This window comes from Arthrobacter sp. 35W (assembly GCF_000482545.1).
In the GTDB taxonomy this organism is placed as follows: Bacteria; Actinomycetota; Actinomycetes; order Actinomycetales; family Micrococcaceae; genus Specibacter.
The window spans coordinates 2,271,118-2,296,273 of the sequence record NZ_KI519454.1; the positions used below are offsets into that span (position 1 = coordinate 2,271,118).

Consider the following 25,156-nt stretch of genomic DNA (forward strand, 5'->3'; position numbering starts at 1 on the left):
TCAGCGGGCGGCGAGGCGCTGGCTGATCACCGTGGAAACGCCGTCGCCGCGCATGGTGACGCCGTACAGGGCATCGGCCACCTCCATGGTGCGCTTCTGGTGCGTGATGATGATCAGCTGGCTGGACTCACGCAGTTCCTCGAAGATGGTGATCAACCGGCCCAGGTTGGTGTCATCCAGCGCGGCCTCCACCTCGTCCATGACATAGAACGGCGACGGGCGGGCCTTGAAGATGGCCACCAGCAGCGCCACGGCCGTCAGCGAGCGCTCTCCGCCGGACAGCAGCGACAAGCGCTTGATCCGCTTCCCCGCCGGCCGGGCCTCGATCTCAATGCCCGTGGTGAGCATATTCTCCGGGTCGGTGAGCACCAGACGGCCCTCGCCGCCCGGGAAGAGGGTGGCGAAGACGCGTTCAAATTGCAGGGCCGTGTCGGTGTAGGCGGCGGTGAAGACCTGCTCCACGCGGGCATCCACCTCCTTGATGATGTCCATCAGGTCCCTGCGGCTGGAGCGCAGATCCTCCAGCTGGGACACGAGGAATTGGTGGCGCTCCTCCAGGGCGGCAAATTCCTCCAGCGCCAGCGGATTGACCTTGCCCAGGGCGGACAGATCCTTCTGCGCGCGCTTGAGCCGGGCCTCCTGCTCGGCGCGGACGTACGGGGTGCCGTGCTGAATCTCGCGGCCGTCGTCGTCCACTTCGGCGTGCAGGGCTGCCCATTTGTCGCCCGACGGCGCCGCAGCGGGCGGCACCAGCGCTTGGGGACCGTACTCGGCCACCAGGTTCTCGGCCGTGAGTCCCAATTCCTCCAGGGCCTTTGCTTCCAGCGCTTCAATCCGCAGGTGCTGGGCGGCCCGGGCCAGCTCGTCGCGGTGCACCGAGTCGGTGAGCACGGCCAGCTCTGCCGCAAGGGAGTCCGATTCGCCGCGCACCTGGGACAGCGCCGCTTCACGTGAGGTCCAGGCTTCCTCGCCGGCGTTGCGTTCCCGGCCGGCCAGCACGAGCGAGACATCCATGCATCGGCGCAGATGCTCCACCGCCGCTCCAACGGCGGCGGCCTTGCGGGCCTGGAAGAGCCTGCGGCGGCTGCGGTCGGCTGCTGCCTCGCGGGCCAGGCGTTCGGCTGCCACGGCACGTTCCAGCGACGCCGCCCGGCCGGAGATGGCCGTGTGCTGTTCCTCGGCGGAGCGCAGCGCGAGGCGGGCGTCCATTTCGGCGGCCCGTGCCGTGGCGGCGGCGAGCGCCAGGGCATCACGTGCCTCGGTGGACGGCTCGGCCTCCGCCGGGGCGGATTCGGCAGCGCTGCGGCGGGCCTCGGCCTCGGCGAACGCCTCCTGGTGGGTCAGAAGATTCAGCTGCGCGGTGGCCAGCGCCACCGCAGCCCGCTCGTCCTCCCCCACGGCGGAGCGCAGCGTGGCCTCCAGCTGCGCCGCCCGCTGGGCACGGGCGGAGTGCTGGGCCTGGGATTCGCGCTGCCGCTCGACGGCGGCGTCCGCGCCAGCCTGTGCCTCGGCGCGCCGGATGGCGGCACCGGCCAGGGCCGCAGCGATACGCTCCGCCTCCGTCTCCACGGCTGCCAGGGATGCCACGGCCTCCTCGACGCTCGCTGCCAGTTCCAGCAGCGACGGCGCCCCCGCCGAACCACCACGGGCGGTGGAGCGGTCCAGGACATCGCCGTCGGCGGTGACGGCCGTCAGTGCGGGATGGCTGTCCACCAGCCGTGCGGCGTGTGCCAGATCCGCCACGATCACCACATGGGACAGCAGTGCGGCCAGCGGGGCGGCGAGCGCGGGTGGGCAGCGGACCACCGAGGCGGCTGGAACGACGGCGGTCAAAACACCCACGCCGGCGGACTCCCCCGCGAACCCGGCCACCGCACGCAGCAAGGCTTCGGCGGCAGGGAGTTCCACCAGCGCCCCGGCGTCGAGCTCTGGTGCCGGCGTTCCGGCCACCAGCAGGGACAACCGTCCGCCGTCGGAGGACTTCATCAGGGCGAGGGCCTCGACGGCGGCGGCGGCATCCGCCACGGCGACGCCGTCCGAGAGACTGCCCAGGGCCGCGGCAATGGCGCCCTCGTGCCCGGCGGCAATCTCCAGCAGGTCCGAAATCGGGCGCAGAACACCGGCAAGGCCGGACTCCAAAAGCTGGGCCGAGCCATCCTTGCGCCGCAGTCCCGCGGCCAGGGCGTCGCGGCGGGCCGACAGTGCGGCACGCTGCTGTTCCACGGCCTGTTTCTCCTGCGACAGCTCTGCGATGTGCGCCAGCACCGCTGTGAGCGCCGCCAAGGCGGCCTCGGCGGCCTCGTCCAGCGATTCCTGGCCCTCACCGGCTCCGGCTGCCTTTGCTTCCAGCTCGCTGAATTGTGCGGCAGCGCCCTGGCGCCGCTCCCCACTGGCGGCCCGTGCCTGTTCCAGGCGGCCGATTTCCGCCTGGCTGGACTCCACGCGGGAGCGGGCCGCACCCACCACACCGTTGAGCCGGGCCAGGCCCTCCCGATGGTCGGCGGCGGCGCGGGCCAGGGCGGCTACACGCTGCTCCTCCGCACGGACGGCCTCTTCGGCTGCGGTCTTGGCCGAAACGGCCTGGGCCAGCGCCGACCGGCGGGCGGCGATGTCTGACTCAAGGGCAGCCTGTTCGCCGCGGATGCGCACCGCCTGCTGCGCCATCCGGTCCGGATCACGGCTGGGGTCCGGTGCGGCCTCGGCGGCACCGAGCAGGCGCCGTCGTTCTGCGGCCAGCACTCCCAGGGATGCCAGCCGCTCCTTGGCGGCGGAAAGCTGGTACCAGGCATCCCGGGCGGCGGCCAGCACCGGGGCCGCCTCGGCGGCGGCCTGTTCGAGATCCACCTGCTGGGTGCGGGCTGCAGCCAGCAGGGCCTCAACCTCCGTGCGGCGCGCCTTCACCGCGGCCTCCTGGGCATCGTCCTGCGCCAGGGCGCCGCGGAGCTGCACCAGGTCATCGGCCATCAGGCGCGAGCGGGCGTCGCGGACGTCGAACTGTACGGTTTGCGCCCGGCGGGCCACCTCGGCCTGCTTGCCCAGGGGCGTGAGCTGCCGGCGGATCTCGCTGCTCAGATCGCCCAGCCGGGTCAGGTTGCCCTGCATCGCCTCCAGCTTGCGCAGGGTCTTTTCCTTGCGCCGGCGGTGCTTGAGGATGCCGGCGGCCTCTTCAATGAAGCCGCGCCTGTCCTCGGCCGTCGCATGGAGCACCTTGTCCAGCTGCCCTTGGCCGACAATCACGTGCATTTCCTTGCCCAGACCGGAATCCGAGAGGAGTTCCTGGATGTCGAGCAGGCGGGCCGGGCTGCCGTTGATGGCGTATTCCGAGCCGCCCGTGCGGAAGAGCGTGCGCGAGATGGTGACCTCGCTGTAGTCGATGGGCAGGGCGCCGTCGGCATTGTCGATGGTCAGCGAGACCTGGGCGCGGCCCAGCGGCGGGCGTCCGGCGGTGCCGGCAAAGATGACGTCCTCCATCTTGCCGCCGCGGAGGGTTTTGGCCCCCTGCTCCCCCATCACCCAGGCGAGCGCGTCCACCACATTGGACTTGCCGGAGCCGTTGGGACCCACCACGGCCGTCACCCCGGGTTCGAAATCAAAGGTGGTGGCGGAGGCAAATGACTTGAATCCACGGACGGTGAGACTCTTCAAATGCACGGTGGATCGGCTCCTGGCTGGAAAGGTGGTCAGTTAAATCTACTGTGTCCGTCGGCCCAAACTGTGGATATGGGCCCGGATGTGGCCGAAAGTATGCCTTTGGGCGCATGTGCAGGAACCCCGGCCGGGGGTGCATAGTTAAGATTTCGGACCGGACGCAGTGTTCGCCGCCGGCATGCCATGCGTGCCGGCACCCACCACAGACGGAATCAGGCACCCTATTGACCGGCAACGCAACGTTCAGGCACCACAACACCGCCCTGCTGGCTGTCGCCAGTGTGGAGGCACCCGTGGTGGTGAGCTCCGCCGATTTTGACGAGCAGTTGGCCCCCAGCCTGAAGCGGCTTCGACTCTCCAAACGCATGCTGGAACGCGTGGCCGGGGTGAGCGAGCGCCGCTGGTGGGCGCCCGGAACCAGCTTCGACGACGCCGCCATCGACGCCGGGGCCAAGGCCCTCGCCGAGGCAGGCATCGAACCTGGCCAGATCGGCCTGCTGATCAACACCTCCGTGACGCGCCGCAACCTGGAGCCGTCCGTCGCCGTAAAGATCCACAACGGACTGGGGCTGCCGTCCTCGGCCATGAACTTCGATCTGGCCAACGCCTGCCTGGGCTTCGTCAACGGCATCACGCTGGCAGCGAACATGATCGATTCCGGCCAGATCAAATACGCGCTGATTGTGGCGGGCGAGGATGCCCAGGCCACCCAGGAGGCCACGTTCCGCCGGTTGAACGCCGAATCGTCCACCCGCGATGACTATCTGCGTGAATTCGCCACCCTGACCCTGGGCTCAGGTGCCGCTGCCGCCGTCATCGGCCCGGCCGATCTGCACCCGGGGGGCCACCGCATCCTCGGCGGCGTCTCGCGCGCCGGCACCGAGCACCACGAATTGTGCGTGGGCGGGCCCGAGGGCATGTTCACCGACACCAAGGGTCTGCTGGACAACGGATTGGACCTTGTGGTCAGCGCCTGGCACGAGGCCCACGGCGATGGCTGGAACTGGACGGCCATGGACAGGTACGTCACCCACCAGGTCTCCAATTCCTACACCAATGCCATCATCAAGGCCGTGAATCTGGTCAAGGCCAGGGTGCCCATCACCTTCCCCAAATGGGGCAATGTGGGCCCCGCGTCGCTGCCCATGACCCTGGCGCAGGAGGCCCAGTCGCTCAACCCGGGAGACCGCGTGCTTTGCATGGGCGTGGGCTCTGGTTTGAACACGGCCATGCTGGAAATTGCGTGGTAGCTCAGCCCTGGCCCGGCGTCGAGGCGTCCTGGTCCCGCTATCTCCATGTCCCGTCAACGGCCGCCGTCGATCCGGCCGGCACCGTGCACAAGTGGCATGTGCTGGACAACGCCGCGGATCTGGCGGCCGCCGGCCTTGAACCCGTGGGCACGCTGCTGTGCGTCCACGGCAATCCGACGTGGTCCTATCTGTGGCGGTCGCTGCTGGCCGCCGCGGCCGAAGCACCCGGCGGCCCCTGGCGCGTGGTGGCCGTTGACCAGTTGGACATGGGTTTCTCCGCGCGCACCGGCGTCTTTCGCCGGTTGGCGGACCGCGTGGGCGACCTCGGCGATCTGACCACCGCGCTTGACCTGCAGGGCCCCGTCGTCACGGTCGGTCACGACTGGGGCGGCCTCATCTCGCTGGGATGGGCGCTGGCCCACCAGGACCAGCTGGCCGCCGTCGTCCTCACCAACACGGCCGTCCACCCGGCCGGCTACTCGCTGCCGCCCGCCCTGACGCTGGCCCTGCACCCGGCCGTCCACCGCTGGGGCACGACGACGAGCGCCACCTTCCTGCGCGTGACCCACTCGCTCGCACAGCCCGTGCTCGCCCCCACCGTGCGTGCGGCGTTCATGGCGCCATACCTCTCCACCGCCCGGCGCGCGGGCGTGGGCAACTTCGTGGCGGACATTCCCGCAGCCGAGGACCACCCCAGCCGCCAGGCCCTGGATGCCATCGCCGAGGGCCTGCGCACGCTGTCCGTGCCCGCCCTGCTGCTGTGGGGGCCCAAGGATCCGGTGTTCTCCGACAGGTACCTCCGCGATCTGCTGGGCCGCCTGCCGCACGCCGATGTCCACCGCTTCGAAGGTGCCAGCCACCTGGTCCAGGAGGACCGGGACATTGCCACCCCTGCCTTTGCCTGGCTGGCCGGGAAGGGGCTGGTGCGGACCTTGCCCGCCGGATCGGGAACCGCCGGGTCGGGAATGGCCGGCGACGGCGGTCCCGCCCGCGCGACGGCGCCCGCTGTGCCCGTGTCGAACCCCGCAACGTTCCGTCCGATGCTGGCCGAGCTCGACTCCCGCCGTGGCGACCGCAGCCCCGCCGTCGTGGACATGGCCCCGCCGGCCGGCGCGCCGTCGTCGTTGTCCTGGGCCGAGCTGGCCGAACGCGTCGACGATCTGGCGGCCGGACTGGCCCAGCTGGGCGTCTCCGCCGGACACCGCGTGAACCTGCTGGTGCCGCCGGGCATCGAGCTGACCACGTTGATCTACGCCTGCCTGCGCCTGGGCGCCGTGATTGTCGTGGCCGACGCCGGTCTGGGCACCTCTGGGCTCAGCCGGGCCATCCGCGGCGCCGGTCCGGACTACCTGGTGGGCATCGACAGGGCCCTCGTGGGTGCACGCCTCTATTCATGGCCCGGAATCCGGATCGCCGCTGGCGGCGGTGCCTCCTCCGGAGCTGGTGCGTCGGCCGCGGCGGCGGCGAAGCGGCGCCTGCTCGGCGCGGCAGCCTCCGTGCCGGGGCTGCTGGCCTCGGGCCGGGCCCTGCGGGCGGCCGGGCAGGCCGCGCCGTTCCCCGAGCCGGCACCCGACGCCGATGCGGCAGTGCTGTTCACCTCAGGCTCCACCGGACCGGCCAAGGGAGTGGTCTATACGCACCGCCAGCTGGCCGCCATGCGGGACACCCTGGCCGCCACCTACAACCTCAGGGCTGGTACGGCGCTGGTGGCCGGTTTTGCGCCCTTCGCGCTGCTGGGACCGGCGCTGGGTGCCACCTCCGTGACCCCCGATATGGACGTGACGGCTCCGCGCACGCTGACGGCCTCGGCCCTGGCAGATGCCGCGGCCGCCGTCTCCGCCACCACCGTCTTCGCCTCCCCCGCGGCGCTGGCCAACGTCCTGGCCACGGCCGATGCACTGCGTCCAGAGCAGCGCCGCGCGCTGGACGCCGTCGAATTGATGCTCTCCGCCGGCGCCCCGATCCCCGAGCCGCTGCTGGCCCGGGTGCAGGAGCTGGTGCCCGCCGCGGCCGTCCACACGCCCTATGGCATGACGGAGGCGCTGCCGGTGACGGACATCGACCTGGCCGGCATCCGCGCCGCGGGCTCTGGCAATGGCGTCTGTGTGGGCACCGCCGTGGCCGGGGCCCAGGTGGCCATCGCCGTGCTCGACGGCGGCGGCGTTCCCTCCGATGCGCCCTCGACCACCCCGTGGGCCACCGGTGAGATCCTGGTCCGCGCCCCGCATGTCAAGGACCGCTACGACAGGCTCTGGATCACCCAGACCCACAGCGCCTCCATCCCCGGCTGGCACCGCACCGGCGACGTCGGGCAGCTGGACGACGCCGGACGCTTGTGGGTGCAGGGCCGTCTGGGCCATGTCATCTCCACCGCCGAGGGCATCCGCACACCCGTGGCCGCCGAGCACGCCGCAGCCAGCGTCGGCGCCGTGGTGCGGGCCGCCGTCGTCGGCGTCGGACCGGCTGGCGCCCAGGTCCCAGTGGCCATCGTCGAAACCACCCCGCCCGCTGTCAAGGCCGGCCCGGCTCCGCTGGAGGTCTCCGAGGCCGTGCGCAGTGCCGTATTGCAGGACACGGGCATGGAGCTGGCCGCCGTCGTCGCCATCGCCCAGCTGCCCACCGACATCCGGCACAATTCCAAGATCGACCGCACGGCGCTGGCCGCCTGGGCATCCCGGCTGCTGTCGGGGGCCAAGGCAGGGCGTCCGTGAGTGCTGCCGTGCCCCGGCGGGTCCTCGTCACAGGGGCCAGCGGCATGCTCGGGGCCGCCGTGGCCGATGCGCTGGTGGCCAAGGGCCACCTGGTCCGGGCCTTCCAGCGCGGACCGCTGCGGGCCGGCGCCGCTGCCGTTGAGCTGGTCCAAGGCTCCGTGGCCGATCCCGGCGCCGTGGCACGGGCTGTGCAGGGCATGGACGCCGTCATCCACCTGGCCGCCAAGGTCTCCACCACCGGGGACTGGGCCGATTTCGAGGCCACCAACATCACCGGCACGGCCACCCTGCTGGCGGCCGCGCGCGACGCCGGGGCCACGGACTTTGTCTTCGTCTCCTCCCCGTCGGTGGCACACTTTGGCACATCGATCGTGGGCGAAGGGGCCGGAGCGGCAGACCCGGAGCGCGCGCACGGGCACTATGCCCGTTCCAAGGCGGCGGCGGAACTGCTGGCGCTGGCCGCCGACTCCCCCACGTTCCGGGTGGCGGCCATCCGCCCCCACGTGGTCTGGGGGCCGGACGACACCCAGCTGGTGGAGCGCGTGGTCGAACGGGCGCGGGCGGGGCGGCTTCCGCTGCTCAACCGCGGCTCGGCACTGATCGACACCACCTACGTGGACAATGCGGCGGCGGCCATCGTGCGCGGCCTCGAACGCATGGACCAGGCCCACGGCTTGGCCCTGGTGGTCACCAACGGCCAGCCCCGCCCGGTGGGCGAGCTGCTGGCGGGCATCTGCACCGCGGCCGGCGTGGCTCCGCCGTCGTTCTCCGTTCCCGGCTGGCTGGCCCGCGGCGGCGGTGCCGTGATCGAGAACGTCTGGACTGCTGCAGGACGCCGCGGCTGGGTGCACGATGAACCGCCGATGACGCGCTTCCTCGCCGAGCAGCTCTCGACGGCGCACTGGTTCGACCAGCGCACCACCCACGAGGTGCTCGACTGGCGCCCCGAGGTCTCCATCGAGCAGGGCCTGGAACGCCTTGCGGCCCACTACCGCCGCTGACCGCCCCGGCGCCGACACGGTTCCCCGTTCAGGACGCAGTAGTAGTCATGTCCTTGGCGGGGAGGTGCGTCGCGGATGCCGTTGTGGGGTTTCTCACGTCCGCGACACCGTGTGAACCGGCCAACTTGGGCCAAGGACAAACCGAACGGTAAGTTCTCCGAATGCCCTTGTCACAAAACAAAACACTCACCACACCTCCCCAAACTGCCGCCGCGGTGGTCATTCGTTCGGCGAAGGACGTTGCCAACGCCCTCGCCTACCAGCAGGGACCGCAGAAGGGCGCGTTCGCCGTCGTCGTGCTGGCCTTGGGCGGCATCTTCATGGATGCCTACGACTTCTCCTCGCTGGCCTTCGGCATCACGCAGATCAAGACCCAGTTTGGGCTGGACGGTTTCACCACCGGTCTTGTCAACGCCTCCATCTTTGTCGGGGCCGTCATTGGCGCCCTCGGCGGCGGCTACCTCGTGGACAGGTTTGGCCGCTACCGCCTGTTCATGGCCGACATGGTCTTCTTCGTGGTCGCGGCCCTGGGCTGCGCGCTGTCACCCAACGAGTGGTGGCTGATCTTCTTCCGCGTGGTCATGGGCATCGGCGTCGGCCTTGACCTGCCGGTGGCCATGGCATTCCTGGCCGAGTTCTCCCGCCTGCGCGGCAAGGGCAACCGCTCCCAGCGCGTCAACTCCTGGTCCCCCGCCTGGTACGGCGCCACGGGCGTTGGCTACGTGATTGTGCTGATCCTCTTCCTCTCGCTGCCCGCCGAGCAGTACGACCACCTGTGGCGCTATGTGGTGGGCTTCGGCGCCGTGCCCGCCCTTGTGGTCCTGATCGTCCGCCGCCGCTACCTGGCCGAGTCGCCCCAGTGGCTGGCCAACCAGGGCGATCTGGTGGGCGCCGTGGACATCCTGCGCACCAAGCACAACATCGATGCCGTGCTGGCCGACAAGTCCGAGCTGGACCTCGCGGTCCCGGCAAAGGCCTCCTCCAAGAGTTTCAGCGTGCTGTTCTCCCCGCAGTACCGGCTGCGCACCATCGCGGCCATCTGCGTCAGCGTGTTCTCCACCTTCGGCTACAACGCCGTCGCCTATGGCACCCCGCTGATCATCTCCACCATGTTCAAACAGGGCCCGCTGGTGACCATCCTGTCCTCGCTGGTCATCAACTTCGGCTTCGGCGTCGGCGGCGGTCTGCTGGGCGTGGCGCTGGTGTCCCGCCAGGGCGCCCGCAAGCTGGCCATGATCGGCTTCGCGGTCCAGACGGCGTCGCTGCTCATCCTCGCCATCCTCGGGATCCCCAGCGGCATCCTGGTCATCTTCGCCGTCCTGATGCTGGCAACGTTCATCTTCTTCCAGGCCATGGGCCCGGGCGCGCAGCTGATGGCCTACTCCACGCTGAGCTACCCGACGTCGCTGCGTGGCGTGGGCGTGGGCTTCAACCAGGCCGTGCAGCGCTCCTTCAGCATCGTCTCGCTGATCGCCTTCCCCGTGCTGGCCACCTCCATGGGCACCAACGTCTTCTGGATCATCGCGATGGCTCCGCTGCTGGGCACCCTGGCCGTGGTGCTGATCAAGTGGGATCCCACCGGCAAGGATGTCGACGCCGAGGAGAACTACGTAGCCGCGTAGCCCTCCCCCTGCAACTGTGCGACAGTAAACGCTGCCAAATGCGAATTTGGCAGCGTTTACTGTCGCACAGTTGTGTTTGGGGGCCGACGACGGCGGGAGGTGCCTACCAGCGTCCGTTGCGGGGCCGGGGCTGGCAGACGGGGCAGCTGTAGGAGGAGCGGTTCATGAAGGAATCGCGCCGGATTTTTGTCTCCAGCCCCAACGCCGCACAGCGCGGGCAGGGCTCGCCCTCGCGGCCGTAGGCGTTCAGCGACCGCGCGAAGTAGCCGGAGGCACCGTTGACGTTGACGTACAGGGAATCGAAACTGGTGCCGCCGGCGTCCAGGGCACGGAGCATCACATCCCGGCTGGCCTCAAGCACCCGTTCGGTCTCGCTCCGCTTGAGCGTGTCGGTGGGCCGCGCATAGTGCAGCCGGGCCGCCCAGAGCGCCTCGTCGGCGTAGATGTTGCCAATGCCGGAGACCACGCCCTGGTCCAGCAGCGCCCGCTTCAAGCCTGTCTTGCGCGCCCGCAGACGTGCGTGGAGCGCCGCCACGGAGAAGGCCGGGTCCAGCGGGTCGCGGGCGATGTGCGCCGCCTCGTCCGGGATCAGCGGCCAATCGCTGGTGCCGGCGCCGCCCGGCAGTCCATCCTCGGTGGGCACCAGGGACGTCACGAAGAGCCCGCCAAAGATGCGCTGGTCGACAAAGCGCAGCTGCTCCGGCTCACCGCTGCGGGGTGAGAGGCGGAGGCGGACCTTGAGGTGCTTTTCGTCGGGCTGGTGGCCGTCCTCCATGAGCAGCTGGCCGCTCATGCCCAGGTGCGCCACCAGGGCGGTGTGTGGCGGAGCGGCAGACGCGCCGTCGCCGGAAGTGTCGCCGGTGTTGTGGTCGGTGTCAGACAGCGGCATCCAGAGGAACTTGCCCCGGCGCAGCACGTCCAGCACGGTGGCGCCCATCAGATTGCCGCTGAAGTCCTCGGAGCCCAGCGCGTGCCGGCGGATGGAGCGGGGGTCAACGACGTCGACGCCGTCAATGGTGCGGCCGGCAACCCAGCGTGCCAATCCGCGCCGGACCACCTCAACTTCGGGCAGCTCAGGCATCGCCTGCCGGCGAAGATACTACCGAGGACTCCGCGGCAGCGCCGTTGCGGGCCTCCAGGGCCTTCCAGGCGTCCGCGGCGGCTTCCTGCTCCGCTTCCTTCTTGGAGTGTCCGCTGCCGGTGCCCCACTGGGTGCCGCCGATCAGCAGCGAAGCGGTGAAGGTGCGGGCGTGGTCCGGGCCGGCGCCTTCGACGACGTACTGGACGGTGCCGAGGTTTTCTCCGGCGGAGATTTCCTGGATGTTGGTCTTCCAGTCGGTGCCGGCCCCGAGCGCTGAAGCATCGGAAAGCAGCGGACCCACCAGGCGCATCACGAGGTCGCGGGCGGTGAAGATGTCGTTGCTGAGGTAGGTGGCTCCAATGAGCGCTTCCATGGTGTCAGCCAAGATGGAGGATTTGTTCTTGCCGTGGGTCAGGCGTTCGCCCTGGCCCAGGTAGATGAACTCTCCGACGCCGAGGCTGCGGGCAATGCCGGCCAGGGCGCGGGTGCTGACGACGGCGGAGCGGCGCTTGGCCAGCTCGCCTTCCGGCAGCAGGGGGTTGTCCCGGTACAGGGCGTCCGTGACGGAGAAGCCCAGAATGGAATCACCCAGGAATTCAAGGCGCTCATTGGTGGGGATTCCGCCGTTTTCGTAGGCGTAGGACCGGTGTGTGAGGGCAAGACGAAGCGTCCCGGCATCAATAGTGACGCCGAGACGCTTCAACAGCAGTTGATGCTTGTCCCCGGACTTCGGTTGGTCCGTCATCTGGGGCACAGTCGCATCTCCTGCAGAAATATTCAATCCAGTAGTTACTGAATGCGGACGTCTTTAGACGTCAGCTACCTTGCGGCCCTTGTATTCAAGGAACAGTGCGGTACCGGCGGAGTCGGTGACGACCTTGGCCTGGTGCGGCAGGCTGTAGACAACCTCACCGTTTACGATGGTCTTGACCAGGGCGGGCGCGGTGGCCTTCCACTGGGAACGGCGTGCGCGCGTATTGGCACGGGACATCTTCCGCTTGGGAACAGCCACGGCTAACTCTTTTCTCTCTCGATGACCCCGGGCAAGTTACCCGAGCTCTAACTTCAGCTCTTTGCTAGTTGTCTTTGCCGGTTAAGCCCTGCAGGGCGGCCCACCGAGGATCCAGGATCTCGTGGTGGTGCCCCGGCTCATCCGCCAGGTGCACTCCACATTCGGAGCACAGACCCTGGCAGTCTTCCCGGCACACCGGCTGGAACGGCAGGGCGGTTACCACTGCGTCCCGCAACACCGGTTCAAGATCGATGAAATCGCGCTCGACCCAACGTTGCTCTTCTTCGTCCTCTCCTACTTCGACTGCACCTTTCGGTGCCTCCTCGTAGAAGAAAAGCTCTTGCACATCAACTTCAAGGTCATACGCAAGGGGATCCAGGCATCTGGAGCACTCACCCGTGACATCCACGAGTACGCTTCCGGAAACCAAAATTCCTTCGTGTACGGCCTCGAACCTCAAGTCCAGATCCATGTCGGATCCTTCTTGAACGCCGATGATTGCGACACCAAAATCCTTTGGTGCAGGCACATGCTCGTGCAGAGTCCGCATGTTTCCGGGGCTCCGACCGAGGTCTTTGACACCTACGACCAAGGGTGAGTCCGGGTTGGAACGATTGCCCAACGTGGTTGCGCTAATGAGAACTCCTGTAGAACATATGACCGACGTACCATCTTAGCCCGAGAAACCCGCCATCAACAAAACGTCGTGGGTGGGGAGGGCTGGAACGCCTCCCCTAGCTTAGTGCCCTGGAGCCCGTTCCGGCGACGCCGCGCCCGAGTTAAGGTTGCGCAATACCGCGCGGGGCACAAAATCGGACACGTCTCCGCCCAATTGGTGCACTTCCTTGATGAGCGTGGAGGACAGGTGCAGGTAGCGGCTCTCCCCCGGCAGGAAGACGGTTTCGACGCCGCTGAGCTGGCGGTTCATGGTGGCCATGGGCAGTTCGTAGTCGAAGTCCGACGACGAGCGCAGCCCCTTCACGATGGCCGAGGCCCCGCGGTCGTGGCAGTAGTCCGACAACAGCCCCTCGCCCATGGGCTCGATGAGAACGCCGCTGATGGCCGAGAACGTGGACCGCACCATCTCCAGACGCTCGGCCAGCGTGAAGCGGTAGGTCTTGGAGTAATTGGTGGACACCGCCACAATCACCTCGTCAAAGAGGCCCGCGGCACGCGCAATCACCTCCAGATGGCCGTTGTGGATCGGGTCGAAGGAGCCTGGGCATACTGCGCGTCGCATAGAACAGAATCTAATGCACCCGGGCCCGCGAACCCGGCTCCGCAACGGTAGTGGGCGCAGGTTCTGGGAGAATCAAAGGCGGAGGGCTTCTGCTTCTCCGCCAGCCATTACGGAACCGTCCATCGTAGGAGCACATCCATGACCACCCCCTGGCAGCGCAGCGCCCGCGGAGCCAATCTTCTGGGCACCGACGGCACCCTCGGGGTGACCATTTTTGAGGAAATGACCACGCTGGCCCAGACCCACGGTGCCATCAACCTCGGCCAGGGCTTCCCGGACGAGGACGGCCCCGCCGTCATCCGCGAGGCCGCCCAGGCCGCCATCGCCGCCGGCGCCAACCAGTACGCGCCCGGCAAGGGCCTGCCGGATCTGCGCCTCGCCGTCGCCGAGCACCAGGAACGCTTCTACGGCCTGACACCGGATCCCGACACGGAGATCATCATCACCACCGGCGCCACGGAGGCCATCGCTGCCACTCTGCTCGCGCTGGTAGGCCCCGGCGATGAGGTGCTGACCTTTGAGCCCTTCTACGATTCCTACGGCGCCATCATCGCCCTGGCCGGTGCCACCCACACCACAGCCCCGCTGCTGGCCCCGGACTTCCAACCGGACCTCGCCGCGCTGGAGGCTTCCTTCACCGAGCGGACCAAGGTGGTGCTGGTGAACAACCCGCACAACCCCGCCGGCGCCGTCTTTGGCACAGCTGTGCTGTCGGAGATCGTCCGGCTCGCCCGCAAGTACGACGCCGTCATCGTCACCGATGAGGTCTACGAGCACCTCACCTTCGGCGTTGCACACATTCCCGTGGCGACGCTGCCGGGTGCGGCCGAGCGGACCCTGACCATCTCCTCGGCCGGCAAGACGTTCTCCTTCACCGGCTGGAAGATCGGCTGGCTCAGCGGCCCCGCCGGGCTGGTGGCCGCCGTGCGCACCGTCAAGCAGTTCCTGACCTACAGCTCCGGCACACCGTTCCAGGGTGCCATCGCAGCCGGCCTGCGCCTGGGCGATGACTTCTACACGGAGATCGGCGCCACCCTGGCCCACAAGCGGGACATCCTCAGCGAGGGCCTGCGCGCCGCCGGGCTGGACGTCTACACTCCGCAGGGGACCTACTTCGTCAACGCCGACACCTCGCCGCTGGGCATCACCGACGCCGTCGATCTGGCGCGCCGGCTCCCCGAATTGGTGGGCGTCGCGGCCATTCCGGTCTCGGTGTTCTGCCACCCCGAGGGCGCCGAACGCACCAAGTCCCTGCTGCGCTTCGCCTTCTGCAAAAAGGTCCCGCTGCTCCAGCAGGCCGCCGCGCAGCTGGCCACCCTGCGGGACAGGCTCTAGCGGTGGCCCAGTCCTCGCGCTATCTGCGCACCAGCGGCGTCCACGCCACCATCGAGGCGGACCAGTGGCGCAGCGGGGCGTGGGTGCTCAGCATCGACGGCGCCGAGCAGTCCCATGTGAACCTTCAGGAGCCCCAAGAGGTCTTCTACGAGTATCTGCGCCGGATCGCCAATGTGGTGGACCTCGCGGCCCCGGCGGGCGCACCGATCCGCGCCCTGCATCTGGGTGCGGGGGCGCTGACCCTGGCCCGCTACATCCAGGCCACCCGCCCGGGGTCCGTCCAGCATGCGGTGGAGCTGGAACGCGAGCTGCTGGACTTTGTCCTGGCGCAGCTGCCCATGCCGGAGGGCTCCGTGCTGACTCCGCACATCGGCGATGCCCGCGACGCACTGGCCGGATTCGTCGGGGGGAAGCCGTTCGACGTCATCATCCTGGACATCTTCTCCGGGCCCGAAGCGCCGGAGCACATCGCCAGCGAGGAGTTCTACCGCGAGGCTGCGGCGTTGTTGGCCGACGACGGCGTGCTGCTGGTCAATGTGGGCGACGAGCCCGGCTTCACCCTGGTCCGCAGCCAGACCACGGCGCTGCGCCGTGTGCTGCCCGGCGTGGCCGCCAGCGGGGAGACGTCGCTGTTCACCAAAAGGTACCCCGGGAACATCATCCTGGCCGCCACAGCGGCGCCCTGGCCCGCCGAGTGGACCGCCGCGCTCCTGACCCGCGGCCCCCATCCCGCCACCGTCATCAGCGGCGTCGATCTGGACCAGCTCACCGCCTAGGTCCCGGCGCAGCGGGAGCGTCCGTGGCGGACGACGCAGCACCCCGCCCGGGACGCAGTGGTGGATGCGTCCCGGGCGGGGTGCTGCGTCATGGATGGATGCTCCACCCGTGAGGTCCAGATTCCCAGCGCGGGGCTACTCCCCTGCGGGCTGGGCGAACCAGATCTTGGTTTCGCCGTACTTTCGATCGGCAAACAGTTCCATGGTCTCCGGCCAGGTGGGTTCGGGGGAACGCGAAGAGCGCTCAATGACCACCACGGCCTCGGGCTTCAGCGCCGGAGCCAGCAGACCCAGCACCGTGGCCAGGGATTCCTCATCCAGCGGGTACGGCGGATCCAGGAACACCAGGTCCCAGCGGTCCACACCTGCCGTGTCGACCCGCTGCAGGAACGACTCCACCTTGGAGCGCTGCACCGACACCACGCGCCGGCGCAGGGCATCGTTCACCGACTCGGCATTGCGCTGGCACACCGCGGCGGCCTTGGCATCAAACTCGACCAATTCCACCGAGGCTGCGCCGCGGCTGGCGCTCTCCACGCCCAGCGCGCCGGAGCCCGCGTACAGATCCAGCACCCGCGCGTCGAGCAGGGCGCCAAGGGACTCCAGCCGGGAGAACAGTGCCTCCTTCACGCGGTCGGTGGTGGGACGGGTGGCGCTGCCTGGCACGGAGACCAGCGGCGTTCCGCCGGAAACACCGGCAATGATGCGGCTCATCGGAGCACTCCGCACCGCTGTGCACTATCCGCGTTCAAGGAACGCCTCCTTCTCGGGGTTCAAATAGGCTTCCATCGCATCCAGCAGCGCCCCATGCCGCTCCAGCGTCGGGTCCTGGGAGACAATCTCCCAGGCATCCCGGCGGGCGGTGGTGATGGTGGCCTCGTCGTGCGTGACACGCAGGAAGCGCAGGGTCGATCGGCCGCCGGACTGCGATGCTCCCAGAATATCGCCCTCGCGCCGCATCGCGAGATCCTCCTGGGCCAGGACAAATCCATCGGTGGTGGAGGCCACGGCGTCCAAACGCCGGCGACTGGGATGCTCGGGCTCCAGGGTGGTGACCAACAGGCAGGTGCCGGGCAGCCCGCCACGCCCCACACGCCCGCGCAGCTGGTGCAGCTGGGAGATGCCGAAGCGGTCCGCGTCCAGCACCACCATCAGCGTTGCGTTGGGGACATCCACGCCCACCTCGATCACCGTGGTGGAGACAATCAGGTCCAGCTCCCCCGCGGCAAAGGACTCCATGGTGGCCCCCTTGACGAGCGGGTCCAGCTTGCCGTGCAGCACGCCCATCCGCGTGCCGTCCAGCACCGGCTCGGCGCCCAGCAGTTCCGCGATGGCGTTGACGTCGGCCAGCGGGCGTTTGTCATTGTCCTCGGGCGGCGGCTCGCTGCCGTCCCCGTCGTCGTCCGTACCGATCTTGGGGCAGACCACAAACACCTGGTGGCCGGCGTTGATCTCCTCCCGCGAGCGGGACCACAGCCGCGCCACCCAGCCCGGGTGCTCGGCCAGGCCCACCACATGCGTGGCAATCGGGGCGCGCCCGGCCGGAAGCTCGGTGAGCTCGGAAACCTCCAGGTCGCCAAAGATGGTCATGGCCACGGTGCGCGGAATGGGCGTGGCCGTCATGACCAGCACATGCGGCGGCTTGGCGGCCTTGGCGCGCAGGGCATCGCGCTGTTCGACGCCGAATCGGTGCTGCTCGTCCACCACTATCAAGCCCAAGTCCGCGAACTGGACGTTGTCGGAGAGCAGGGCGTGGGTGCCGATCACGATGCCGGCGCTGCCCGAGGCGGCATCCAGCAGGGCACGCTTCCGGGCGGCCGCGGGCATCGAACCGGTCAACAGCGTTACCTGGGTGCCGCCGTCGGCTCCGCCCAGCATGCCACCCTCGGCGAGGGGGCCCATCATTTTGCTGATGGAGGCAAAGTGCTGGGCCGCGAGGACCTCCGTGGGCGCCAGCAGCGCTGCCTGTCCGCCGGAATCGACCACCTGGAGCATGGCGCGCAGGGCCACGACGGTCTTGCCGGAGCCCACCTCGCCCTGGAGCAGCCGGTGCATCGGGTGGCTGGCGGCCAGTTCCCCGGCCACCAGGGCGCCAATCTGCTGCTGCCCGGCGGTCAGCTGGAACGGCAGGCGGGCGTCGAACGCGGCCAGCAGGACGCCGTCGACCCCGGTGCGGGCGGTGGCCGGCAGCGCCTCGGTCTGCGCCCGGCGCCGGGCCAGGGCGGCCTGCAGCACCAGGGCCTCCTGGTAGCGGAACCGGCGCCGGGCCAGCTGCCACTCGCGCTCGGTGTTCGGCGAATGGATCTGCCGGTAGGCGTGCTCCAGCGACAGGAACTTCTCCCGGGCCGCGACGGCGCCGGGGATCGGATCACCGATGGCCGCCAGATCCACCACGGCCAGCAGCGCCTCGACGGACTTTGCGATGGCAAAGCTCGTCAGCTTGGCCGTGGCCGGATAGACGGCGATGGGCCGGCTGGCCATGAACTCGGCCTCCTGCGGAGCGAGCTCGTCATCGGGCAGGAATTCGAAGCTGGGGTTGGTCAGCGTAGCCGAACCCTGGTAGCTGTTCACCCGGCCGGAAAACAGGGCGAGCTTGCCCACGGCCAGCTGGGTCTTGGCGTTCCACCCGTTGAAGAAGCTCATGCTCAGCGTGGAGCCCTGGGCGGAATCATCGGTGATCACCACCTCGGTGATGGAGCCCTTGCGGGTGCGCATCTGCCGCGTGGTGTTCGAGGTGACCCGGCCCAGCACCGTGACGTCTTCATCCATGGGCAGCTTGCCCAGCTCGGTGAGCTCGCCGCGGTTGATGTATCGGCGCGGGAAGTAGTTCAGCAGCTCCCCCACCGTGCGCAGGCCCAAGTGCTTCTCCAGCTTGGTGGCCGTGGGCGCGCCGAGCATCCGACCCAGGGGAAGATCAAAATCCCCCGGCAGGGGCCCCTTAGCGGTGCTCATGCGAATCTGCCGCGGCCGGACTCAGGGCTGTGATGCTGACGCTGCTGGGGTCCCCGGCCGCGCGAATCACCTCCATGGCCACCTCGGGCTCGGAAACGTGGACGTGCACGCGCCACGGGTAGCCGCCGGTGGGCTCCTGTTCCTCGGAGACGGCGCTCATGATCACCGAGTCGCCCAGCTCATCGAGCTGGATCCGCAGCCCGGCAGCGGCCAACGGGGTCAGGGAGATGGTGCACATGACCTCCACGCCGCTGTCCGGCGGCATGGTCTCGGCAATGTGCGGATCCTGGACGTCGTAGCCGGAGAGGGAATCCAGCAGTGATTCCTGCAGCTCCTGGCCCAGCACCACCGAGCGCAGGCAGTCCAGCACCAGCAGCAGACCGACGCCGCCGGCGTCCACCACATGTGCGGCCGTCAGCTGCCCAAGCTGGCTTTCGGTGAGGACCACTGCCTCGCGGGCCGCGTCCACGGCGGCGTCCAGCGCCACGGCCAGGCCCTGGTTGCTGTCGTCGCCGTTCTGGGCCGCCTCAGCCATGGACGCTGCGCGCGCACTGGCCTCCAGCACGGATAGCATGGTGCCGGGCATCGGCTCGCTCAGCGCAGACCACGCACGGATGGCGCCGCGCTGCAGGGCCGCGGCGAACAGGGGCCCGCTGAGGCGCTGCAGCCCGGCCAGCGGCTCGGCAAAGGCCGAGAGGAAGACGGAAAAGAGGGTGCCGGAATTGCCCCGTGCGGCCTCCATGGCGGCGCGGCCGGCTGCGGACAGGACGGCGCCGACGTCGTTCCCCTCGGTGGCGTGCGCGGCGGCCGACGCTTCACGGACGGTGAGGTACAGATTGGTTCCGGTGTCGCCGTCGGCGACGGGGAAGATGTTGATGGCATTGAGGCGGTCACTGTGGTTGCCCAAGGTTTCCTCGGCCTTGGCCAGCCAGCGCCTCAGCGCCGGGGCATTGGCGGCGATCTTAGACTGCAAAGTGATCCCATCCCACGGTGGTGACTGCAAGGCGTGCGGCCTCGCCGCCGCCTACTGTAACCGGTGGCAGAGTGCCGCCGCCGGGCATGATTGAGCCTATCGCAGCGAACCCCGCGGGCACCGATGCCACGTCGGGGAAGGTGCACAACAGTGAATGGTCTTCGCCGCCCGTGAGCACCCAGGCCAGCGGATCGGCGCCGACGGCGGCGGCAATCGGCGCCAGCTTGTCCACGAACGGTACCAGAGCTGCCGGCTCCAGATCCACGCGTACGCCGCTGGCTGCGGCAATCCGGCCGGCGTCGCGCAGGATGCCGTCGGAGACGTCCATCATGGCGGTGGCTCCGGCGCGGGCGGCCACGGGGCCCGCTGCGAGAGGGGGCTGCGGCCGGCAGAACAGGCGGACGGCCTCGGCCATCTCCACGGTGAACTCCGACGACGGCGTGCTGCCTTCCAGCAATGCCCACCCCGCGGCCGCCGTGCCGGCGGAACCGGCCAGCGCCAGCACATCCCCCGGGCGGGCGCCGGAACGCAGGACCGGGTCCCGGCCCTCCAGCGAGCCCAGAACGGCCACCGTCACCACAATCTCCGAGCCGCCGGACAGGTCGCCGCCGGCCACGGAGCAGTCCTCGGCACCCAGTTCGGTGATGGCGGCATTCAGGCCCTCGGCCAGCCCCTCCACCCAGGCAACGTCCGTGGTGCTGGGAAGCGTCAGCGAGACAACCATGGAGGTGGCCACCGCCCCCATGGCGTTGATGTCGCTGAGGTTCTGCGCGGCGGCCTTGAAGCCCACGTCGTAGCCGGTGGTGCGGTAGCCGTTGGGCCACTGCAGCCGAAAATCCTTGTCCTGCACCTGGGTGTCGATGGACACCACGGTGCGGCCGTCCGGAGCGGCAACCACGGCGGCGTCATCGCCTGGGCCCAGCAGCACCGAAGTGCTGCGGCTCAGCCGGGGGAAGATGCGGGCCAGCAGAGCTGATTCGGAGAGGTCGGCCACAGTCAATGTCATGGAACAACCGTATCGGGCGGGCCGGACAATGTGGTCACCGGGCCCGGACATGGCAGCACTCCACCCCGCACCCAGCCTTCCTCCCCGCCAACCGGGAATCCTGCACAGGCTGAGCGGCTAGGCTGGATGGATGCGTCTGAGCTCCACAACCAGCCACCCATCCACCACCCGCCGGCTCGCAAAAGCCGCGGCGACAGCCCTGGCCGGTGCCGCCGTCGTGCTCACCGCCGCCGGCTGCTCCCCCTCGGTGGAGATCAGCGCCGCCACGGGCTCGGCGGATCCCGCCTGCGCCCCGATGATGGTGGCGCTGCCGGACACTCTGGGGGACGCCGCAAAGCGCTCCACCACCAGCCAGGGCACGGCCGCCTGGGGGGATCCCTCGCTGGTGATCCTGCGCTGCGGCGTCAACGTCCCGGGCCCGACGACGGACCGCTGCGTTGGCGTCAATGGCGTGGACTGGGTCCTCAAGGAGGGCGATCCGACCTGGACGCTCACCACCTACGGACGCACGCCGGCCACGGAACTGGTCTTCGACCCGAACAAGATTGCCTCAAGCACCGTGCTGGCCGAAATTGCCAATGCGGCAGCGAAGATCCCGGCCACCAGGGGCTGCGTCAGCCCCGAGGACGCTGTGAAGGTCCCCACGTCCTAGGGCGCGGCGCCCGGCCCCGGAGCACCGCGCTAGGCCGCCCAGGCGAAGTCCCTGTAATGTCCGTTCTTTCCCGCGTTGTCGAAGGACAGGCCGTAGTCCGGGTCGTTGAAGGTGCCAATGCTGCTTTGCGCAAGGGCAAGGTCGCCGCCCATCGGATGGAAGATGTGGAACAGCCGCATCACTGCGTTCGCACCGGGAGCACGGATCCCTGTCACCTCGAAGTCCATGATGCCCGGCACCGTCACCCGCCGTGTGTCCTCATGGGAGTCGAAGGAAATCGGGACGAACTTGACGCCAAGCTGCTCGGAGACCAGCCCCGCCAGCATCGCAGGCGGTCCGCCGAGCGCTCCGGAGAGGATCTCGCCCAGGGCCTGCCGCTGCCCATCGTCGGCCCGCTCGTCCAGATAGACGGCCACCCGCCAGCCGCCGGAACCCATGACGGCCGGTGAGTCCACCACCATGACGGCGCCCAGGCCGTCCAGGCGTACGCCGTCGTTGTGGCCGCTGGTGATGTTCATTGCGAGCGGGACAAAGCACCGCTCATTGTCCGCGGATCCCTGCAAGGACGATGTAACGCACGGGCAGAGCACATCACAATTGCAGTTTTCCAGATACTCGCCCGCTAGTTCCCAGGCCATTCTGATCACTCTGGTTTCATTTGTGGAACAGATTGGTGGTGCTTGTGCGCCGCCGAGGATGTCCAACGGCCATCCAGCAGCCGTTCATCCCCAGACAATTTTAGTCGTCCACCGGTGCAATAGCGATGGTACCCACCGGGTCCCATGCAGCTGACGCCGAACCCCGCCCAGGACGCAGTAGTAGTCATGTCCCCGAAGGGTTTCGGCGTCATGAATGCAGTTGTGCGTCCTGGGTCTCGCTGGTCGAGCCCGTCGAGACCGCGTGCGGTCAGCGCAGCCCGGTCTTGCGGTTGAGGGCCAGCTGGAGGAGCTCGTCAATCAGCTCGGCATAGCCGATGCCCGAGGCGGCCCACATCTGCGGGTACATGGACGACGGCGTGAAGCCGGGCATCGTGTTGATCTCGTTGATGAGGATGTCGCCGTCCGCGGTGTAGAAGAAGTCAACGCGGGAAAGCCCCTCGGCGCCCACGGCGTCGAACGCCACGGCCGCCAGCTCGCGGATCCGCTCGGCGGCCTCGGCCGGAATGTCCGCCGGGCAGCTGAGGTTCACGGCGTCGCCCTGGACGTACTTGGCGGTGAAGTCGTAGAAGTCGTGGCTCGCATCGGCCATCGCGATCTCGCCCGGCATTGAGGTGCGCGGCGCATCCGTGCCGCGGCCCTGCAGGACGGCGCACTCGATCTCCCGCCCCACAATCCCGGCCTCGATCACCAGCTTCAGGTCATGGCTGCGCGCCTCGGCGATGGCGGCGTCGAGCCCCACAGGGCCGTCCACCTTGGTGATGCCCATGGACGATCCAGCCCGGGCCGGCTTGACGAACACCGGGAAGCCCAGGGCCGCCACGCGGTCCCGCACGGCCTGCGGATCGGTGCTCCACTGCCTGTCGGTAACCGCCACATACGGCCCCACCGAGAGCCCTGCGGCCTCGAAGACCACCTTCATAAAGTGCTTGTCCATGCCCACGGCGGAGGCCAGCACCCCGGCGCCCACATAGCGGGTGTCGGAGAGCTCCAGCAGGCCCTGGACGGTGCCGTCCTCGCCGAACGGTCCGTGCAGCAGCGGAAAGACCACGTCCACGGCACCCAATTCCACGGGAACCTCGTTGGGGGCGCCCACCATCAACTGGTGGCCCTCCCCCGTCTCGGCCAGCATCACTGTTGCCTCGGACGGCTCGACCTCGGGCAGCGTGCCCGCGCTCAGCGACCATGCGGAGGGGTCCGCAGAGGCCTGCACCCACTGGCCGGCCTTGGTGATGCCGATGGGCACCACGTCGTAGCGCTCCCTGTCGATGTGGCCCAGGACGCCGGCTGCGGTGACGCAGCTGACGGCGTGCTCACTGGAGCGCCCGCCAAAGAGGACGGCGACGCGCGGCCGCCGGCCGTTGGCAGCGGCTCCGGAGGCTCCGGTGCCGGGGGCAGGGGTGGGTGCGGTGGTTTCTTCGATGCTCACGCTCAGTATTCGCCTTCAGCCTTCAAGTCGCGGGACAGCAGGACGCGCCCCAAGTCATCAACCCTCAATTTGCCATCCAACACGGCCACAACGGCGTCCGTGATGGGCATTTCCACGCCGAGCTTGCGGGCCAGATCGGCCACGGCCCGCCCGGACTTGATGCCCTCGGCCGTCTGCGTCATCTTGGCGTTGACCTCATCCAGGGTGAAACCCTCGCCCAGCAGCCGGCCGGCGGTGTGGTTGCGGCTCAGCGGCGAGGAGCAGGTGGCCACCAGGTCGCCCAGTCCGGCCAGTCCTGCCATGGTCTCGGTGGAGCCACCCAAGGCCAGCGCCAGCCGGGTGGTCTCGGCCAGGCCGCGCGTGATGACGGAGGCCTTGGTGTTGTCCCCCATGCGCTTGCCCTCGCAGATGCCCACGGCCAGCGCAATCACGTTCTTCACGATGCCGCCGATCTCCACGCCCACCACATCGGTGTTGGTGTACGGGCGGAAGTACGGCGGGGTGCACACGGAGGCCACCCAGGCGGCGACAGTTTCATCGGCGCAGGCCACCACGGAGGCGGTGGGCTCGCGGCGGGCGATCTCCATGGCCAGATTGGGCCCGGAGATCACGGCGATCCGGTCCTCGGACAGCCCCAATTCCTCGGCGATGACCTGGCTCATCCGGGCATCGGTACCCAGTTCCAGCCCCTTCATCAGAGAGACGACGACGGCGTCCGGGTCCAGGTGCGCCGCCCAGGCATGCAGCTGCGGGCGCAGCGACTGCGCCGGCACGGCCAGCACCACCAGTGTGGCACCGGCCAGCACTTCGGCCACATCGGTGGACGCGGAGATGTTGGCGGGCAAGTCAATGTCCGCCAGGTATGTGTCATTGCGGTGCAGGGTGTTGATCTGCTCCACCACTGCCTCGCGGCGGCCCCAGACCATCACCGAGCGCTCGGTCCCGAGGGCCGCTTCGCCGACAATCTTGGCAAAGGTGGTGCCCCAGCTGCCGGCACCCAGAATGGCGACCTTGGCAGGCGCCGGGCGCTCCGTCGTCGTGCTCACTTGGGCTCCGCCTCTCCGCCGCGTTCCATGAAGCGTCCATGTTGGGCCTGGTTGTGCGCCGAGGGGTCCCACAGGGTTGCCGGCGGCTCCTCGCCGCGCAGCTGGGCCAGCAGCTTGGTGATGTCGGCCATGATGGCGGCCGTCATCTCATCCAGTGTGGCCTTGTCAGGTGAACGGCCGGCAAAGCGGTCCAGATCCACCGGATCGCCCACCAGGACGCGGACCTTCTTGCGCGGGAAGATCTTCACTGACTTCGCGTAGCGGGGGAAGACCTCCTGGGCGCCCCAGTGTGCCACGGGGATCACGGGCGCGCCGGTGGCCAGGGCCAGGCGTGCGGCGCCCGTGCGGCCCTTCATCGGCCACAGCTCGGGGTCGCGGGTGAGCGTGCCCTCCGGGTAGACGACGACGGCGCCGCCGTCGTCGATCACCTCCCGGGCCACCTCCAGCGAACGGCCGGCACCGGCACCGGCCCGCTCCACGGGGATCTGCTTGGCTCCGCGCAGGGCGGCCCCGACGATGGGGGTGCGGAAGAGCCCGTCCTTGGCCAGGAAGTGCGGCATGCGCTTCTGGTTGTAGAGCATGTGCCCCACCACGATGGGGTCGATTTCGGTGCAGTGGTTGGGGCAGACGATGAAACCCTTCCCAGCGGGCAGCTTCTCAAGGCCCTCCCAGGTCTTGCCCATCAACAGGTTGATGGCCGGACGGGCCACACCCGCCACCAGGGCAAAGTACACACGTGTCTTCTTGGACAAGGCCATGGACTCCC

21 protein-coding genes are annotated in these 25,156 nt (G+C 68.9%); 7 read left to right on the forward strand and 14 right to left on the reverse strand.

Annotation, left to right across the window (positions count from 1 at the left end; genetic code table 11):
* Positions 1-3,651, reverse strand: a complete 3,651-nt coding sequence (smc, locus tag K254_RS0110110; protein WP_026555262.1) for a chromosome segregation protein SMC — start codon at positions 3,649-3,651, stop codon at positions 1-3.
* A 221-nt stretch (positions 3,652-3,872) separates the two neighbouring features.
* Between smc and K254_RS0110115 the strand changes: the two genes are divergently transcribed.
* From K254_RS0110115 to K254_RS0110130, 4 genes are all read left to right on the forward strand, one after another.
* Positions 3,873-4,898: a 3-oxoacyl-ACP synthase III gene (locus K254_RS0110115; protein ID WP_026555263.1), complete on the forward strand. Its 1,026-nt coding sequence runs from the start codon at positions 3,873-3,875 to the stop codon at positions 4,896-4,898.
* A complete protein-coding gene (locus K254_RS0110120; RefSeq protein ID WP_026555264.1) occupies positions 4,892-7,609 on the forward strand; it encodes an alpha/beta fold hydrolase in 2,718 nt (905 codons plus the stop codon). The genes K254_RS0110115 and K254_RS0110120 overlap by 7 nt, the downstream gene beginning before the upstream one ends.
* Positions 7,606-8,610, forward strand: a complete 1,005-nt coding sequence (locus K254_RS0110125) for an NAD-dependent epimerase/dehydratase family protein (protein WP_026555265.1) — start codon at positions 7,606-7,608, stop codon at positions 8,608-8,610. The genes K254_RS0110120 and K254_RS0110125 overlap by 4 nt, the downstream gene beginning before the upstream one ends.
* Before the next feature lie 161 nt (positions 8,611-8,771).
* Positions 8,772-10,232 (forward strand): MFS transporter, encoded by a 1,461-nt coding sequence (locus K254_RS0110130; protein WP_051389043.1) that lies wholly within the window; start codon positions 8,772-8,774, stop codon positions 10,230-10,232.
* Positions 10,233-10,335: 103 nt separating this feature from the next.
* Here the strand turns inward: K254_RS0110130 and mutM are convergent, their stop codons facing one another.
* From mutM to coaD, 5 genes are all read right to left on the reverse strand, one after another.
* Positions 10,336-11,313, reverse strand: a complete 978-nt coding sequence (gene mutM, locus K254_RS0110135; protein ID WP_026555267.1) for a bifunctional DNA-formamidopyrimidine glycosylase/DNA-(apurinic or apyrimidinic site) lyase — start codon at positions 11,311-11,313, stop codon at positions 10,336-10,338.
* Positions 11,306-12,058: a ribonuclease III gene (gene rnc, locus K254_RS0110140; RefSeq protein WP_026555268.1), complete on the reverse strand. Its 753-nt coding sequence runs from the start codon at positions 12,056-12,058 to the stop codon at positions 11,306-11,308. Before rnc ends, mutM begins: the two co-directional genes overlap by 8 nt.
* A gap of 63 nt (positions 12,059-12,121) precedes the next feature.
* Positions 12,122-12,325, reverse strand: coding sequence for a 50S ribosomal protein L32 (rpmF, locus tag K254_RS0110145; protein ID WP_026555269.1), 204 nt, complete (start codon positions 12,323-12,325; stop codon positions 12,122-12,124).
* Between the two features lie 64 nt (positions 12,326-12,389).
* Positions 12,390-12,917 carry a YceD family protein gene (locus K254_RS25315; RefSeq protein WP_155848555.1) on the reverse strand — a complete coding sequence of 176 codons (528 nt, stop codon included), beginning with the start codon at positions 12,915-12,917 and terminating at the stop codon, positions 12,390-12,392.
* A gap of 147 nt (positions 12,918-13,064) precedes the next feature.
* A complete protein-coding gene (coaD, locus tag K254_RS0110160; protein WP_026555270.1) occupies positions 13,065-13,565 on the reverse strand; it encodes a pantetheine-phosphate adenylyltransferase in 501 nt (166 codons plus the stop codon).
* A gap of 138 nt (positions 13,566-13,703) precedes the next feature.
* Here coaD and K254_RS0110165 point away from each other — a divergent pair, with 138 nt between their 5' ends.
* A complete protein-coding gene (locus K254_RS0110165; RefSeq protein ID WP_026555271.1) occupies positions 13,704-14,900 on the forward strand; it encodes an aminotransferase class I/II-fold pyridoxal phosphate-dependent enzyme in 1,197 nt (398 codons plus the stop codon).
* Between the two features lie 2 nt (positions 14,901-14,902).
* A complete protein-coding gene (locus tag K254_RS0110170) occupies positions 14,903-15,676 on the forward strand; it encodes a spermidine synthase (protein WP_026555272.1) in 774 nt (257 codons plus the stop codon).
* Between the two features lie 135 nt (positions 15,677-15,811).
* Here the strand turns inward: K254_RS0110170 and rsmD are convergent, their stop codons facing one another.
* From rsmD to K254_RS0110190, 4 genes are read right to left on the reverse strand one after another with little or no spacing between them, the layout of a single operon-like run.
* Positions 15,812-16,390, reverse strand: a complete 579-nt coding sequence (gene rsmD / locus K254_RS0110175) for a 16S rRNA (guanine(966)-N(2))-methyltransferase RsmD (protein ID WP_026555273.1) — start codon at positions 16,388-16,390, stop codon at positions 15,812-15,814.
* Positions 16,391-16,414: 24 nt separating this feature from the next.
* A complete protein-coding gene (locus K254_RS0110180) occupies positions 16,415-18,628 on the reverse strand; it encodes an ATP-dependent DNA helicase RecG (protein ID WP_026555274.1) in 2,214 nt (737 codons plus the stop codon).
* Positions 18,615-19,601 carry a DAK2 domain-containing protein gene (locus K254_RS0110185; RefSeq protein ID WP_442853045.1) on the reverse strand — a complete coding sequence of 329 codons (987 nt, stop codon included), beginning with the start codon at positions 19,599-19,601 and terminating at the stop codon, positions 18,615-18,617. Before K254_RS0110185 ends, K254_RS0110180 begins: the two co-directional genes overlap by 14 nt.
* Positions 19,591-20,607, reverse strand: a complete 1,017-nt coding sequence (locus K254_RS0110190) for a thiamine-phosphate kinase (protein WP_026555276.1) — start codon at positions 20,605-20,607, stop codon at positions 19,591-19,593. Before K254_RS0110190 ends, K254_RS0110185 begins: the two co-directional genes overlap by 11 nt.
* Before the next feature lie 130 nt (positions 20,608-20,737).
* Between K254_RS0110190 and K254_RS0110195 the strand changes: the two genes are divergently transcribed.
* On the forward strand, positions 20,738-21,259 hold the full coding sequence (locus K254_RS0110195) for a DUF3515 family protein (protein ID WP_035749189.1): 522 nt from the start codon (positions 20,738-20,740) through the stop codon (positions 21,257-21,259).
* 29 nt (positions 21,260-21,288) lie between these two features.
* On the opposite strand, the gene K254_RS0110200 is transcribed toward K254_RS0110195, so the two are convergent.
* From K254_RS0110200 to K254_RS0110215, 4 genes are all read right to left on the reverse strand, one after another.
* Positions 21,289-21,897, reverse strand: a complete 609-nt coding sequence (locus K254_RS0110200) for a DUF1326 domain-containing protein (protein WP_026555278.1) — start codon at positions 21,895-21,897, stop codon at positions 21,289-21,291.
* A 268-nt stretch (positions 21,898-22,165) separates the two neighbouring features.
* Entirely contained in the window at positions 22,166-23,344 is a 1,179-nt protein-coding gene (locus tag K254_RS22750) for a D-alanine--D-alanine ligase family protein (RefSeq protein ID WP_231391806.1), read from the reverse strand.
* A gap of 2 nt (positions 23,345-23,346) precedes the next feature.
* The gene (locus K254_RS0110210) at positions 23,347-24,390 is read right to left on the reverse strand and encodes an NAD(P)H-dependent glycerol-3-phosphate dehydrogenase (RefSeq protein ID WP_026555279.1); all 1,044 of its coding nucleotides are present in this window, start codon (positions 24,388-24,390) and stop codon (positions 23,347-23,349) included.
* The gene (locus tag K254_RS0110215) at positions 24,387-25,148 is read right to left on the reverse strand and encodes a lysophospholipid acyltransferase family protein (protein WP_026555280.1); all 762 of its coding nucleotides are present in this window, start codon (positions 25,146-25,148) and stop codon (positions 24,387-24,389) included. The genes K254_RS0110210 and K254_RS0110215 overlap by 4 nt, the downstream gene beginning before the upstream one ends.
* Between the last annotated feature and the right edge of the window lie 8 nt (positions 25,149-25,156).

What these genes read in the sequence shown, in the direction of transcription:
- mutM (WP_026555267.1), bottom strand. Translation starts at nt 11,313, where the DNA reads ATGCCTGAGCTGCCCGAAGTTGAGGTGGTCCGGCGCGGATTGGCACGC.
- K254_RS0110215 (WP_026555280.1), bottom strand. Translation starts at nt 25,148, where the DNA reads ATGGCCTTGTCCAAGAAGACACGTGTGTACTTTGCCCTGGTGGCGGGT.
- K254_RS0110195 (WP_035749189.1), top strand. Translation starts at nt 20,738, where the DNA reads ATGCGTCTGAGCTCCACAACCAGCCACCCATCCACCACCCGCCGGCTC.
- K254_RS0110165 (WP_026555271.1), top strand. Translation starts at nt 13,704, where the DNA reads ATGACCACCCCCTGGCAGCGCAGCGCCCGCGGAGCCAATCTTCTGGGC.
- K254_RS0110190 (WP_026555276.1), bottom strand. Translation starts at nt 20,607, where the DNA reads ATGACATTGACTGTGGCCGACCTCTCCGAATCAGCTCTGCTGGCCCGC.
- K254_RS0110130 (WP_051389043.1), top strand. Translation starts at nt 8,772, where the DNA reads ATGCCCTTGTCACAAAACAAAACACTCACCACACCTCCCCAAACTGCC.
- rsmD (WP_026555273.1), bottom strand. Translation starts at nt 16,390, where the DNA reads ATGAGCCGCATCATTGCCGGTGTTTCCGGCGGAACGCCGCTGGTCTCC.
- rnc (WP_026555268.1), bottom strand. Translation starts at nt 12,058, where the DNA reads ATGACGGACCAACCGAAGTCCGGGGACAAGCATCAACTGCTGTTGAAG.
- K254_RS0110180 (WP_026555274.1), bottom strand. Translation starts at nt 18,628, where the DNA reads ATGAGCACCGCTAAGGGGCCCCTGCCGGGGGATTTTGATCTTCCCCTG.
- K254_RS0110200 (WP_026555278.1), bottom strand. Translation starts at nt 21,897, where the DNA reads ATGGCCTGGGAACTAGCGGGCGAGTATCTGGAAAACTGCAATTGTGAT.
- coaD (WP_026555270.1), bottom strand. Translation starts at nt 13,565, where the DNA reads ATGCGACGCGCAGTATGCCCAGGCTCCTTCGACCCGATCCACAACGGC.